The sequence below is a fragment of the Variovorax sp. P4_D9 genome (genome assembly GCF_056401695.1).
Genome location: NZ_JBFUIU010000217.1, coordinates 1 through 12203, shown reverse-complemented (window position 1 = coordinate 12203; position 12203 = coordinate 1). Strand labels below are relative to the sequence as shown.

At 68.2% G+C, this 12203-nt stretch carries 10 protein-coding genes and 1 pseudogene; 3 read left to right on the top strand and 8 right to left on the bottom strand.

Features of this window, described 5'->3' with window-relative positions; translation table 11 throughout:
• The 5 genes and pseudogenes from AC1DY5_RS22760 to AC1DY5_RS22740 form a co-directional block, all read right to left on the bottom strand.
• Positions 1–460: pseudogene (locus AC1DY5_RS22760) on the bottom strand (glutamine ABC transporter ATP-binding protein); the annotation flags it as partial.
• Positions 461–476: 16 nt separating this feature from the next.
• Entirely contained in the window at positions 477–1259 is a 783-nt protein-coding gene (locus AC1DY5_RS22755) for an amino acid ABC transporter ATP-binding protein (RefSeq protein WP_478115003.1), read from the bottom strand.
• 24 nt (positions 1260–1283) lie between these two features.
• Positions 1284–2081: a transporter substrate-binding domain-containing protein gene (locus AC1DY5_RS22750; RefSeq protein WP_478115001.1), complete on the bottom strand. Its 798-nt coding sequence runs from the start codon at positions 2079–2081 to the stop codon at positions 1284–1286.
• A gap of 49 nt (positions 2082–2130) precedes the next feature.
• Positions 2131–2784: an amino acid ABC transporter permease gene (locus AC1DY5_RS22745; protein ID WP_478114999.1), complete on the bottom strand. Its 654-nt coding sequence runs from the start codon at positions 2782–2784 to the stop codon at positions 2131–2133.
• A 5-nt stretch (positions 2785–2789) separates the two neighbouring features.
• The gene (locus AC1DY5_RS22740) at positions 2790–3461 is read right to left on the bottom strand and encodes an amino acid ABC transporter permease (RefSeq protein ID WP_286532378.1); all 672 of its coding nucleotides are present in this window, start codon (positions 3459–3461) and stop codon (positions 2790–2792) included.
• Positions 3462–3606: 145 nt separating this feature from the next.
• On the opposite strand from AC1DY5_RS22740, the gene AC1DY5_RS22735 reads away from it, so the two are divergent.
• Together AC1DY5_RS22735 and AC1DY5_RS22730 are read left to right on the top strand one after the other, a co-directional pair.
• Positions 3607–5319, top strand: a complete 1713-nt coding sequence (locus tag AC1DY5_RS22735; RefSeq protein ID WP_478114997.1) for a hypothetical protein — start codon at positions 3607–3609, stop codon at positions 5317–5319.
• Positions 5320–5346: 27 nt separating this feature from the next.
• Positions 5347–6345: a DUF6929 family protein gene (locus AC1DY5_RS22730; RefSeq protein WP_478114995.1), complete on the top strand. Its 999-nt coding sequence runs from the start codon at positions 5347–5349 to the stop codon at positions 6343–6345.
• A 10-nt stretch (positions 6346–6355) separates the two neighbouring features.
• On the opposite strand, the gene AC1DY5_RS22725 is transcribed toward AC1DY5_RS22730, so the two are convergent.
• Complete coding sequence (locus AC1DY5_RS22725; protein WP_478114993.1) at positions 6356–9871, bottom strand: patatin-like phospholipase family protein; 3516 nt, start codon at positions 9869–9871, stop codon at positions 6356–6358.
• Between the two features lie 199 nt (positions 9872–10070).
• Here AC1DY5_RS22725 and AC1DY5_RS22720 point away from each other — a divergent pair, with 199 nt between their 5' ends.
• On the top strand, positions 10071–11159 hold the full coding sequence (locus AC1DY5_RS22720; RefSeq protein ID WP_478115004.1) for an MBL fold metallo-hydrolase: 1089 nt from the start codon (positions 10071–10073) through the stop codon (positions 11157–11159).
• Between the two features lie 7 nt (positions 11160–11166).
• Here AC1DY5_RS22720 and AC1DY5_RS22715 read toward each other — a convergent pair whose 3' ends face one another.
• Both AC1DY5_RS22715 and AC1DY5_RS22710 read right to left on the bottom strand, forming a co-directional pair.
• Positions 11167–11346, bottom strand: coding sequence for a hypothetical protein (locus tag AC1DY5_RS22715; RefSeq protein WP_478114992.1), 180 nt, complete (start codon positions 11344–11346; stop codon positions 11167–11169).
• A gap of 11 nt (positions 11347–11357) precedes the next feature.
• Positions 11358–12203, bottom strand: an 846-nt coding sequence (locus tag AC1DY5_RS22710) for a DNA gyrase C-terminal beta-propeller domain-containing protein (RefSeq protein ID WP_478114990.1), incomplete at its 5' end; no start/stop codon positions are given.

The window sequence follows — 12203 nt, the reverse complement described above, 5'->3', positions numbered from 1 at the left end:
TGCCGAGCTCGAGGCCGGCGCGGTCGGCAGCGTCGAAGAAGCCTTGCAGCGCCGGCAGCGTGCCGGCCGAGACGGTCTGGTCGTTCTCGATCACGAGCTCGATGCGGGTCTCGGCGAGCTGCACCTTGAGTCCCCACAGCGAACCGTGCGAGGCCGGGCCGAAGTCGCCGATCGACATCTTGAGCCGTTTGGCGCCGAGCGTGGTGGCCGCAGCGATGCCGCGGCCGAGCGCCGCGCTGTCGAGCCAGCCGCCCTCGGCCCAGAGGCCCTCGGGGCTGGAGTAGACCGAGGCCAGGCCGACCATCGCAGGCAACTCCGAGGCCGGTTCGCGCAGCAGTTCGCCGCGCACCTCGACGCTATCGGCACCGGCGGCACGCGCGAGCTGCGCGCACCAGAGCTGGCCATGGCGCCCGATCTCTGCGGCGCCGAAGGACGAAAGGGAAATCAGTACCGGCGTCATATCTGGCTTCGCGGCGTCAGTGCGCTTGATGGGAACTCAGAATCTGTCCGAGGAACTGGCGCGTCTTCTCGTGCTTCGGATTGCCGAAGAATTCGGCCGGCGGCCCCTGCTCGATGATCCGGCCGTCGGCCATGAAGATCACGCGGTCGGCCACGCTGCGGGCGAAGCCCATCTCGTGAGTGACGCACAGCATGGTCATGCCGTCCTCGGCGAGACCGATCATGGTATCGAGCACTTCCTTGACCATCTCGGGATCGAGCGCCGAGGTCGGTTCGTCGAACAGCATGATCTTGGGTGCCATGCACAGCGCACGCGCGATCGCCACCCGCTGCTGCTGGCCGCCCGAGAGCTGGCTCGGGTACTTGTGGGCCTGTTCGGGGATGCGTACCCGGGTCAGATACTTCATCGCCACTTCTTCCGCCTCGGTCTTGCTCATGCCGCGCGAGCGCATCGGCGCCAGCGTGCAGTTCTGCAGGATCGTCAGGTGCGGGAACAGGTTGAACTGCTGAAACACCATGCCGACCTCGGCCCGCACGGCATCGACGTTCTTGCCGCCGGCCGTGAGCTCGATGCCATCGACCACGATCTTGCCCTTCTGCACCGTCTCAAGGCAGTTGATGCAGCGGATCAGGGTCGACTTGCCCGAGCCCGAAGGGCCGCAGATCACGATGCGCTCGCCGGTGCGCACCGACAGGTCGATGCCGGTCAGCACCTGGAAGCTGCCGTACCACTTGTTCACCGCCTCCATGCGGATGATCGGGTCGGCTGCTGCTGCGCTGTTCGTGACTGCGTCGGTCATGGATGTTCCCGGGATCGGTTCGTCTTACTGCAGCTTGGGCAGGTCGGTCTGCAGCCACTTTTGATAGAGCTTGTTGAGCTCGCCATTGGCCGAGTTCTTCGCCACGAAGTCGTTAACGTTTTTGAGCAGGTCGTCCTGGCCGGGGCGCATCGCGATACCCATGTTCTGCTGAACCAGGTTGAACTTGTTCTCGAAGGTGTTCGGCGGCACGCGCTTGGCGATCTGGGCGGCGACGGTCGTCGAAGCGCCGATCGCATCGACCTGGCCCGACATCAGCGCCTGCATGGCCGAAGCGTCGTCGTCGAAGCGGCGGATCTCGGTGCCTTCGGGCGCGGCCTTGGTCACGGCGACGTCCTGCGTGCTGGCGCGGGCCACGCCCACGCGCAGGCCCTTCAAGTCGGCCGCGCTCTTGATCGGCGTGCCGGTCTTGCCGTAGAGCACGATGGTCGCGGCCGCATAGGGCTGCGAGAACTGCACCTGCTTGGCCCGCTCGGGCGTGATGGCCAGCGAGGCGACCAACAGGTCGACCTTGTTGGTCAGCAGGAAGGGAATGCGGTTCGGGCCGGTGACCGGCACGATGTTGGCCTTGACGCCCCACTCCTTGGCCAGCAGCTTAGCGACGTCGGCGTCGTAGCCGTCGGGCTGGTTCTTCGCGTCGGTGGTGCCGTAGGGCGGGAAGTCGACCAGCATGCCGATCGTGATTTCGCCCTTCTTCTTGATGTCGGCCACGCTCTGGGCCGAGGCGAAGGGAGCGAAGGTCGTGAGCGCGGCGCCCAGGCCCAGTGCTGCAAGCGCAGCGCGGCGGGTGGTGGAACGGATCATGTCGAAGGTCTCCTAGGTTGAGGACTTGGATGAAGAAGCGAGAGAAAGCTCATCGTGCCAGCGCCCGCGCCCGCTTGCGCTCCATGCGCGCGGCCAGCAGCGACAGCGGCCAGCAGATCACGAAGTAGATCGCGGCCACCGTGGTGAACACGTGCAGCGGCTGGAAGGTGGCGTTGTTGATGATCTGGCCGGCGCGCGTGACTTCGGTGAAGCCGATGATGGCAGCCAGCGAGGTGCCCTTGATGATCTGCACCACGTAGCCCACCGTGGGCGGCAGCGCGATCTTGAAGGCCTGCGGCAGCACCACGTCGCGCATCCGCGCGGCGTAGCTGAGGTTCAGCGCCTGCGCAGCCTCCCACTGGCCGCGCGGGATCGCCTCGATGCAGCCGCGCCAGATCTCGCCGAGGAAGGCGGCGCTGTTGAGGATCAACGCCACGCCGGCCGCGATCCACGGGTTGATTTCGAGGCCCAGCACCGGCGCGCCGAAGAAGATCAGGAACAGCTGCAGCAGCAGCGGCGTGCCCTGGAAGATCTGGATGAAGCCGGTCGACAGCACACGGGCGGCCTTGTTGTCGGCGGTGCGTGCGAGGGCGATCGCGAGGCCGAGGATCGCGCCGCCGACGAAGGCGATCRCGGACAAGGCCAGCGTCCATTGGGCCGCTTCGAGGATGAACAGGAATTCAGGAAAGCCGAAGGTACGCATGGTGTTCAGCGCCGGTCCGGATAGTTGAGCGTGCGCCTGTAGATCAGCTTGAACAGCGCCGAAAAAGCCAGCGACAGCGCCAGGTAGATGCAGGCCACCACGATGTAGATCTCGAAGCTGCGGAAGGTCTGCGACTGCAGATTGGCGGCCACGGAGGTCAGGTCGTCGGCCGAGATCACCGAGACCACGGCCGAACTCAGCATGAGCAGGATGAACTGGCTCGTGAGCGCCGGATAGATCGCCTTCAGCGCCGGCTTGATGATCACGAAGCGGAAGATTTCCCAGGGCTTCAGGTTGAGCGCCCGGCCGGCCTCGATCTGCCCCTTGGGAATCGATTCGATGCCGGCGCGCACGATCTCGGCCGCATAGGCGCCGAGGTTCACCACCATCGCGGTCAGCGCCGCGGTGTAGGGCGACCAGCGCAGCCCGATGGCCGGCAGCGCGAAGAAAAAGAAGAACAGCTGCACCAGGAAGGGCGTGTTGCGAATGACCTCGATGTAGGCGTTGACGACGAAGCGCAGCCAGGCCGGGCCCGAGGTCTTGCCCCAGGCGCAGAAGACCGCCACCACCAGGCCCAGCAGCGTGGCCACCAGCGACAGCTGGATCGTGATCCAGGTGCCCTTGAGCAGCAGGGGCCAGGCGGCGAAGACGGCGTCGAACTGGAATTGGTAGTTCACGGGGGGCGTCGATTCGAAGGCAGGTTCGATGTTGGTGCACCCCGTCGGAAAAGCACTTCATAAGGGGCATCGCAGTATATGTGAAACCGGTTTCAGCACCGTCCTAGGGATTCCCCTAGGTCCCGCTGATGCCTACACTGGCGGCATGCTCAACACCGAACTGGCGGACGCCGAGGCGGAGCTTTCCGGCGCAGGTGCCGCACCCGTCGTGCAGCACCTGCGCCAGACCCTGCTGTGGCCTCTGCGCCTGATGCCGACCCACCAGCCGCGCTCGGCGCAGCGCGGCCCGTGGCAAGTGCTGCGCGACCTCGGCGATGCCTCCCCCTGGCGCGAGGAGATCGACGAATACACCGGCGCCAGCGACCGCTTCCACGAGCGCCACTACAACGAGTTCGTGAGCTTCCTGCCCTACGTGCAGCGCTTCCTGTATGGCGACGGCCGCAAGGGCCGCGCGACCAGCGCCGCCGGCGGCGCCAGCGGCGGCGATTCGCCGATGCGGGTGTTCCGCCGCAGCGACGTCGCCGCGGTGCGGGTGGTGGCGCGGCCGGGCGACGCGCCGATCACGCTGCAGGTGGTGCATGTCGATCTCTACTTCTTCTTCGACGTCGACGTGGTGCTGCTCAACGTCGAGGTCGGCGTCGATCAGCTGACCCTGGCGCAGGCACACGAGATCCTGTATCGCTTCGGCCGCGCCTACCCCGGCGGCTGGGATGCGCAGGGCCAGGCGCTGCACTGCATGCACAACGTCGAGTGGCTGGCCGCCGATGGCAGCGTGCTGGCTGCTTCCGATGCGCAGCAGCGCGAAGCCTTCCTGGCGCATGTGGCCGAGCACCGTGCGCCGCGGCTGGCCGCCCACTGGGCCTGGCTCATGCGGCCGCTGGTCAGCGACCATTCGGACGAGGCCGGGATGCTGCGCTTCCGCCAGATCGAGTACTACCGGATGCCGGTGATGGCCTACCTCGCGCTCGACGATCCGCGCCGCCTCTCGCGCAGCGATTTCATCCGGCTGGCGATGGTCACCGGCACGGCCGAGCCCCCCGGCAGCGCAGCCCGCCCTCTGCCTTACATCGAAGAGCACGTGGTCGACTTCGAGAAGCGCTTCTGTTACGACCGCTTCTGGACCGATGCCGGTGCCGCGCCCCGCACCCGCTACCTTTGCAACGGCCTCGCACTGATCGTGATCGGCGATGCCCACGCCGAATACTTCTGCTGCCGCGACCGCGGCGTGCTGGCGCAGTTCAGGCACCAGCACTTCCTGCTGTTCCTGATCGCGCACTTCCAGAAGGCGGCACTGCTGATGTACTCCGACCGGCTGGTCGAGGCGCTGCGCATGCTCGACATCCACGACGTCGCCAGCGTCAAGCGCTTCAAACGAGCAATCCGCGCCAGCTTCGAGGGCTTTCTGCGCTTCACGCACCGCTACTGGTTCCACGAGATCTCGGAGCAGGCGCAGGTGCGCGCGCTGTCCCACATGTGCACCACGCACCTGGGGCTCGACCCGCTCTACGACGAGGTCAAGGAGCGCATCGCCGACATGAATACCTACCTCGAAGCCGACAGCCTGCGCCGCCAGGCCAACACGGTGGTGCGGCTCACGGTGGTCACGCTGTTCGGCCTGATCGGCACCATCACCACCGGCTTCCTCGGCATGAACCTGCTGGCCGAGGCCGACTCGCCGCTGTGGCGCAAGCTGCTGTGGTTCGGCATCGTCTTCGCATTCACCACCTGGCTCACGGTCTACACCATGGTCAAGTCGAAGCGCCTGTCGGACTTCATCGATGCGCTGTCCGACGAGCGGCACACGCTGCGCACCAAGCTCGGCGTGCTGGCCCGGGTCTGGCGCCCGGGTTCGGACTGAGCGCGTGTCGAGGGGGGTTGTCTCGCCATGATCAGGAGCGTTGCTGCGGCGCTGCTGCTGCTGGCCATGGCCGCCTGGAGTTCTCATGCCGCCGACATGGGGATCCGCATCACCGGGCCCGTGGTCCAGCAGGGACTTCCTTCCGGCTCCGGCATGAGTTGGCATGCAGGAAGGTATTTCGTGGTCGGGGACGATTCGCCCTATCTGTTCACGCTGGATCGCAAGTTCACGATCATCGACCGCTCGCTTTTGAAGGACTATCCCGTCCAGGGCAACGGCCGCATCGCCAAAAACATCAAGCCCGACTACGAGGCGATGGCCACCGTCACGTGGAACGGGTCGGTCTGGAACCTGATCCTGGGCTCCGGCGGCAAGAAGGGCACGCGGGAAACCGGACTGATGGTCGCCACGGATGGCAAGTCCACCTCGCATGGGCGGGACATGGCCGCGCTGTACCGGGACTTCGCCGACCTCGCGGGTTTCAAGGCCGACCAGACGGTCAACATCGAGGCCCTGGCCATTGCCCATGACGATGCCTACTTCTTCAACCGAGGCAACGCCGACAGGAACATCCTGTTCACGGTCGCGCTCGCCGACCTCATGGCTTACATGACCGGCAAGGCCGACAAGATCGCCGACATCGGCCTGCACGAGGCCAGGCTGCCCCGACTGAAGGGGTTCGAGGCAGGGTTCTCCGGCGCCGACTATTGGCCCGAGATCGACAGCTTGGTCTACAGTGCCTCCGTCGAGGGATCCGGCAATGCCTACGACGACGGCGCGGTGCTGGGCAGCTACCTCGGCCTGATCCCCCGGTCCAGGCTCAAGGACCGCGCGCCCCTGGACCTGAGCCGAAGCGCGCAACGCCTCTCCAGCGGCGGCCTGCCGGTCAAGACCAAGGTCGAGTCCGTCGCGCTGACGCACACCGAAAGGCAGCGGGCCATCGGTGCCCTGGTCAGCGACAACGACGACGGCAGCAGCGAGTTCTTCGACGTCGTGTTGACCGTCAAGCCCGCGAAGCGGCACTGATCGCAGCGGCTCAACTCGCTGCCGCGTCCCTGGCGCGCGGCAGCCAGACCTCGATCGCGCCCGGGTCGGAAGGCACCGGGCGCGGCAGCAGCCGGATCGCCCACGGCTGCCCCGTCGGCGACTGCGCGGTCTGGATCAGGGCCTGCGCACAAGCGCGCGAAGATTCCTCGCGGATGACGACGGTCGGCACCGGATGCCCCACCGGCGGCGCGCGCCCGGCGCGGCGCGAGGTGCTCAGCACGTCCTCGATCGGCGGCACCGAGGCGCCGAGCGCGCGCCACGGGGCGCGCCAGGCGCGTGCCTTGTCGCGCAGGCCGGTGCCGTAGGTCAGGATGTAGACCACCGCGCCTTCGCAGGCGTCCGACGCAATCGGCGCCGGTGGCGGCACGCCGCTGCCCTCGGGCGACGGTGCGTAGGTCGGCGGCGGGCCGGCTGCAATCGGTGGTGCGCTCGCCACCTGGTCGCCGCGCCCCAATCCGCCGAGCCGGTCGCGCAGCCAGACCGCGAGCTTGAAGGGCTCCGGCAAGATGCCGCTGCAGTTCTGCTTGGAACCCGTCTGGCCGCTGTAGTCGCGCGCCCAGTAGCGTGGCGCGCATGGCGGCGCCTGCGCCGGCTGCAGACAGTCGATGCCGTTGCCGGGATCGAGCAGCCGCGTACAGGCCGGCGAGCGCTGGCCCGCGGCCTCGCCGGCGCAAGCCTGCTTGGCATCGTCGACGATCCGCACCGAGAGCCGGAACTTGGCCATGAAGTTGTCGCTGCCCTCGCGGCACAGAAGGTCGCCGGTGCGCAGCAACTCGGCCGCCAGCAGGGCCGGCGCGTCGCTGTCGGCCTCGCCGTTGCGCAGATGGGCCCAGCGTTCGGTGAGGTCCTTGAAGGCGCCGTTCTCCGAACGCTCCTGGTCGGCGCGCTGGGCGCGCCAGCTGTCGATGCCCTGCCAGGCGGCGACGCCGAAGGTGGCGGCGGTGCCGATGCCGATCGACGCCGTCACCGCGCCGGCCTTGAGCACACGGGCCTGCACCCGGCTCATCGAGCCCACCGCGGCCGCCGCGGCGCTGTCCTTGTCGCCGGGCTTGGCGCCGCGGGCGCTCGAATCCGGCTGGCCGTCGTCGAGCACGAACAGCCCCGGCGCGCCCTGCGCGACATGCTCGAGCATCTCTTCGTCGAGCCGGAAGCCGATTTCCGAGCCGAGCCGGAAGTAACTCTCCCATTGCGCCTCGTCGAAGAACTGGTCGGTGGTCGGCTGCTGCGGGAACAGCGGGTTGGCGGCCTTGAAGTTGACCAGGTCGACCGGCAGCGCGGCCGAGACATTGGGCTTCACGAGCACGATCTGCCCGGTGGCGCCGCTCGCGTAGCGCACCTGCGCCAGCGCCAGGCAGGCCTGGCTGGTAGGCGAGGCCAGGTCGTTGAGCGAGCCGAAGGCACCCAGGTGCGTCCATTCGGCATCGGGCCGCGGCTTCATGAAGACGATCTCGGCATTGAGGTCGATGCGGGCCCGCCGGATCAGGATCTCGAGGTCGCAGAAGCGGTAGTCCGGATCGGCGCCGCAATCGGCGATGACGATCAGCGCCGCCTCTTGCCGCAGCAGCGCGTAGGCGCCGGTGTTCTCGAAATGGCCGCCATCGCTCAGGTACCAGTTGGCCGAGCTGCTGCCCGGAAAGGCGCCGAAGCACTCGAGCAGCAGGAAGCGGGTCTTCATGAGCAGCGGGCTCGCATGGATCACCGCGCCGTGCTGGGCGATGCCGGCCCCGGCACTGTTCCACCAGTAGCCGAGCCGAAGGCCCGCGAACAGCGACAGCGCCGAGATGCCGCGCTTGGTGAGCCGCCCGAGGCCCGGCGCGAAAGCTGCGCCGGAAATCGCCATCCAGGCCCCCAGCGTCAGCGCGCCGTCGCCGTGCGCCTGTGCCCATGGGGCACCGCCGGCCTGCATCCAGCCCAGTGGGCCGATAGTCAATGGCTGGCTCTTGCGGTCGCGGTTGAACAGCCGCTCCTTGGTGTCGTGCGTCTGGTTGATGCACACGTTGGCCAGGTGCACCGGGCCGCCATGGGCATGCGGCGCGTAGCGCAGCTGCGAGATGTCGTCGTGCGGATCGACCTCGCCGACCGGCACCTGCGGCGGCTCCAGTCCGGACACCTTGTCGGTGGCCTGGGCACCCAGCCGCCGTGCGTTGGCGGCACCGAGATAGCCCCGTACGATGCGCGCCTTGTAGAACATGTGCAGCGACGACGCATTCAGGAAGGCGAAGTTGCGCCCGGTCGCCAGCGCATAGACGCCGATGATCACGGCGATGGTGCCGAGCCAGGCCCAGCCGCGCATGAAGTCCAGCCCGGCGGGCGTGAAGACCGGCAGCAACACGGCCGCATACACCACGCCGACCCACCAGGCCGCGAGGCAGAAGGCCAGCGCCAGTCCGAGCAGGCTGGCGAGCGTCAACATCAGCGTCTTGCCGACGCCGGGCAGCTCCTGCCGGTGCGACAGCAGCATCGGCAGCACGCCGCGCAGCACCGCCGCCGCCACCAGCAGAACCGCGCCGTACGAGGCGCGCTGCTCCTGGCCCTCGGCCGCCAGCCACCAGGCGCTGCGGTCGAGCAGGCCGAGCATGACGATCAGCAGCGCGGCGTTCATCACCGAGGCCAGCCGGTCGGTCAGCTCGTTGCGCAACTCGCCGGGCGAGCGCCTGCGGCTGCGGTGCAACACCCACAGCAGGGCCACCACCCAGCAGACCGCGAAGGCCTCGAAGGCCGGCGCCAGCCAGGGCGGACCGCTGTAGCGCTGCATCAGCTTCGGAGCGACGAAAGCAGCGCCAAGGCCCAGCGCCAGCCACATCGCGACCTGCAGCAGCATCGACGAGGTCGACGGCCTGTCGTGCACCGACCAGTAGGCGCAGGCCAGGACCACCGAGGCGAGGAAGGGACCGACCAGCGTGAACCACAGCGTCGGCCACTGAGTCGCCCACTCGACCACCAGCCGCACGTAGTGCTCGGCATAGAGCTCGGGGGTTCGCACCACCGCGTCCGGCGGCACGCTGTTCAGGTCGACGGCACGGAACACGGCGTCCCACAGCAGCAGGTTGGTGGCCGCCAGCACCATGCCGATCAGGCTGGCGGCGATCGCCAGCTCGATGTGGGTGGCCAGCAGATTGCGCAGATAGAGCGCGGTGGCGAACAGGGTGTCGCGCAGGCCGCCCGGAATCAGGTAGCGGCCATTGGCGCGCAGCCACCAGCCGAAGCGCGCCCGGTCGACATCGCCGAGCGCGACCTCGATCTCGCGCACCTCCTGGGCCGAATGGGCATTGGTGCACAGTCGCCCGAGCGCGGCACCGATGTAGCCACCTCCCGACACGGTCGACATCAGGTCGAACTTGAGCAGTTGCCGACGTGCCGCCAGCGCTTTCAGCAGGCCCAGGCAGAAGGTGGCGCTGCGGATGCCTCCACCCGACAGCGCCAGGCCCCAGGGCCGTCGGCCATCGTCGGCGCCGTGCAGGGCGCATCGACGCTCGGCGACCAGCTTCTGGATGGTGTCGTCCATTCGGCTCCTCGTCGTTCAATGCAATATTTCATGCACGAGGCGATCGATCAATGGCTCGAACGGCCTATGTCGGAGCGCAAGGGCCGGCATCGACGGGCCGCATTGGGTAAGCTCGCGGCCGCCCCCTGCCCGCTGCAGCCCCGTTTCGGAAACCCRCCCCATGCCCGCCGCTCGCCCCGATGCCACGCCCCTCATCCCGATGCGCAATCAGTCCCGCTGGCGCGCCGGCCTGGCGTTGGCAGCCTGCGCGCTGCTCACGGCCTGCCACGGCAGCAGCGCCTGCGAGAGCCCCTATACGGCCTCCCCCCAGTTCAAGGACTGCAGCTTCCAGAACCCACCGAACCCGGACGCCCTGCCCTCGGCCGGCAGCTGGCAGATCTGGTCACGCTTTCTGGTCGGCACCAAGACCGACACCGTGCCGACCGACCCGATCCCGGTGCAGGCACTGGCCACCGCGCAACTCGAGGCGCTGGACCCGCAGGCCAACCACCTGGTGCGCCTGGGCCATTCGTCGCATCTGCTCAAGCTGCGCGGCAAGTACTGGCTGATCGATCCGGTGTTCAGCGAGCGCGCCTCGCCTTTCCAATGGCTCGGGCCGCGGCRCTTCCACCCGCCGCCGATCTCGCTCGAGCAGCTGCCGCCGATCGAGGGGTTGATCCTCTCGCACGACCACTACGACCATCTCGATGTCGCGACCATCGAATACCTGTCGCAGCGGGTGCAGCGCTACTTCGCGCCGCTGGGTGTGAAGGCGCGGCTGGTCGAGTTCGGCGTGCCGGCCGAGCGGGTCACCGAACTCGATTGGTGGGACCAGGCGCAGCACGACGGCGTGCAGCTGGTGGCGACGCCGGCGCAGCACTTTTCAGGACGCACCCTGAGCGATCGCAACAGCACGCTGTGGGCCTCGTGGGTGATCGAAAGCGGCGGCCAGCGCATCTTCTACAGCGGCGACTCAGGCTACTTCAAGGGCTTCCGCGAGATCGGCGAGCGCTTCAGCGGCTTCGACCTGGCGATGCTGGAGAACGGTGCCTACGACGCCTATTGGCCGTCCGTCCACATGACGCCCGAACAAAGCGTGCAGGCCGTCGAGGACCTGCGCGGCAAGGTGCTGTACTCGGTGCACAACAGCACCTTCGACCTCGCCTTCCACACCTGGCACGACCCGCTGGACCGCATCGCCGATCTGTCGGAGAGCAAGAAGATCGCACTCGCCACGCCACTGATCGGCGAGGTGCTGACAGTCGGCCAGCCGCGCACCAACGTGCGCTGGTGGGCCGGGCTGAAGTAGGGCCGGCTCAACGTTTGCGTTGACGCTCCTGCGCCCGCCGCACCTGCCGGCTCTGCCCGGCCTCGGCGGCGGCCCGCGCCTGCTCGGCCTTCTTCTGCCGCCGGCGGCTCGACAGCCAGCGGCCCAGCACGAAGCTGGCCAAGCCGCTCAGGACCGCGATCGCCAGTCCGATGATTCCGATTTCCATGGCGCGCGTCCCTACAGCACGCGCACGACGCCGCTCGGCTTGAAGCCGAGGTCGGCCGCCTTGCCCTTGCGCGCCCGGCTGCCGCGGGCGTTGTTGAGCGTACGGATCTCGAGCGTCTCCTCGCGCTCCTTGCCGCCGCGGCCGATGCCTTCGATCTTCACGCTGCGCGTGTAGGCCGCCGCACCGGCCAGCGTGTCCTTGGCTTCGAGGTCGATCAAGGTCAGCCCGCGGCCGCCCTTCGGCAGTGCCTTGAGCTCTCCGATCTCGAAGGTCAGGATCCGGCCGCCGGTCGAGGCACAGGCCACGTGCGTGGCCGCCGGCAGCGGCTCGGCACCGCCGGCGCCGCCGACCAGCGACGGCCGGCAGAGCTGCTCGCCCTCGCCGACGTCGATGAAGGCCTTGCCGCCGCGCTGCCGCGAGATCATGTTCTCGACCGAGGCGATGAAGCCGTAGCCGCCGGTGTTCGCAAGCAGCAGGCTGGCGCCGAGCGGCCCGGCGAAGTAATGCGCCACGTGCGTGCCGCTGTCGAGGTCGATCAGCGTCGTCACCGGCTGGCCGTCGCCGCGACCGCCCGGCAGCGAGGCCACCGGCACGCTGTAGACGCGCACGCCCTTGTCCTTGGCGGTTCCGAAGACCAGCAGCATGTCGACCGATCGGCATTCGAAGGCCTCGTACAGCGCATCGCCCGACTTGAAGCTGTACTCGGGCGCCGTCGCGCCCGCGCCGCGCTCGCTGGCCCAGCCTTTCTGCGTACGCACCCAGCCCTTCTGCGACACGATCACGGTCACCGGCTCGTCGACCACGCGCACTTCGGCGACCGCGCGCTTCTCGGCCTGGATCAGCGTGCGGCGTGGATC

What these genes read in the sequence shown, in the direction of transcription:
- AC1DY5_RS22755 (WP_478115003.1), bottom strand. Translation starts at nt 1,259, where the DNA reads ATGACCGACGCAGTCACGAACAGCGCAGCAGCAGCCGACCCGATCATC.
- AC1DY5_RS22750 (WP_478115001.1), bottom strand. Translation starts at nt 2,081, where the DNA reads ATGATCCGTTCCACCACCCGCCGCGCTGCGCTTGCAGCACTGGGCCTG.
- AC1DY5_RS22735 (WP_478114997.1), top strand. Translation starts at nt 3,607, where the DNA reads ATGCTCAACACCGAACTGGCGGACGCCGAGGCGGAGCTTTCCGGCGCA.
- AC1DY5_RS22730 (WP_478114995.1), top strand. Translation starts at nt 5,347, where the DNA reads ATGATCAGGAGCGTTGCTGCGGCGCTGCTGCTGCTGGCCATGGCCGCC.
- AC1DY5_RS22725 (WP_478114993.1), bottom strand. Translation starts at nt 9,871, where the DNA reads ATGGACGACACCATCCAGAAGCTGGTCGCCGAGCGTCGATGCGCCCTG.
- AC1DY5_RS22715 (WP_478114992.1), bottom strand. Translation starts at nt 11,346, where the DNA reads ATGGAAATCGGAATCATCGGACTGGCGATCGCGGTCCTGAGCGGCTTG.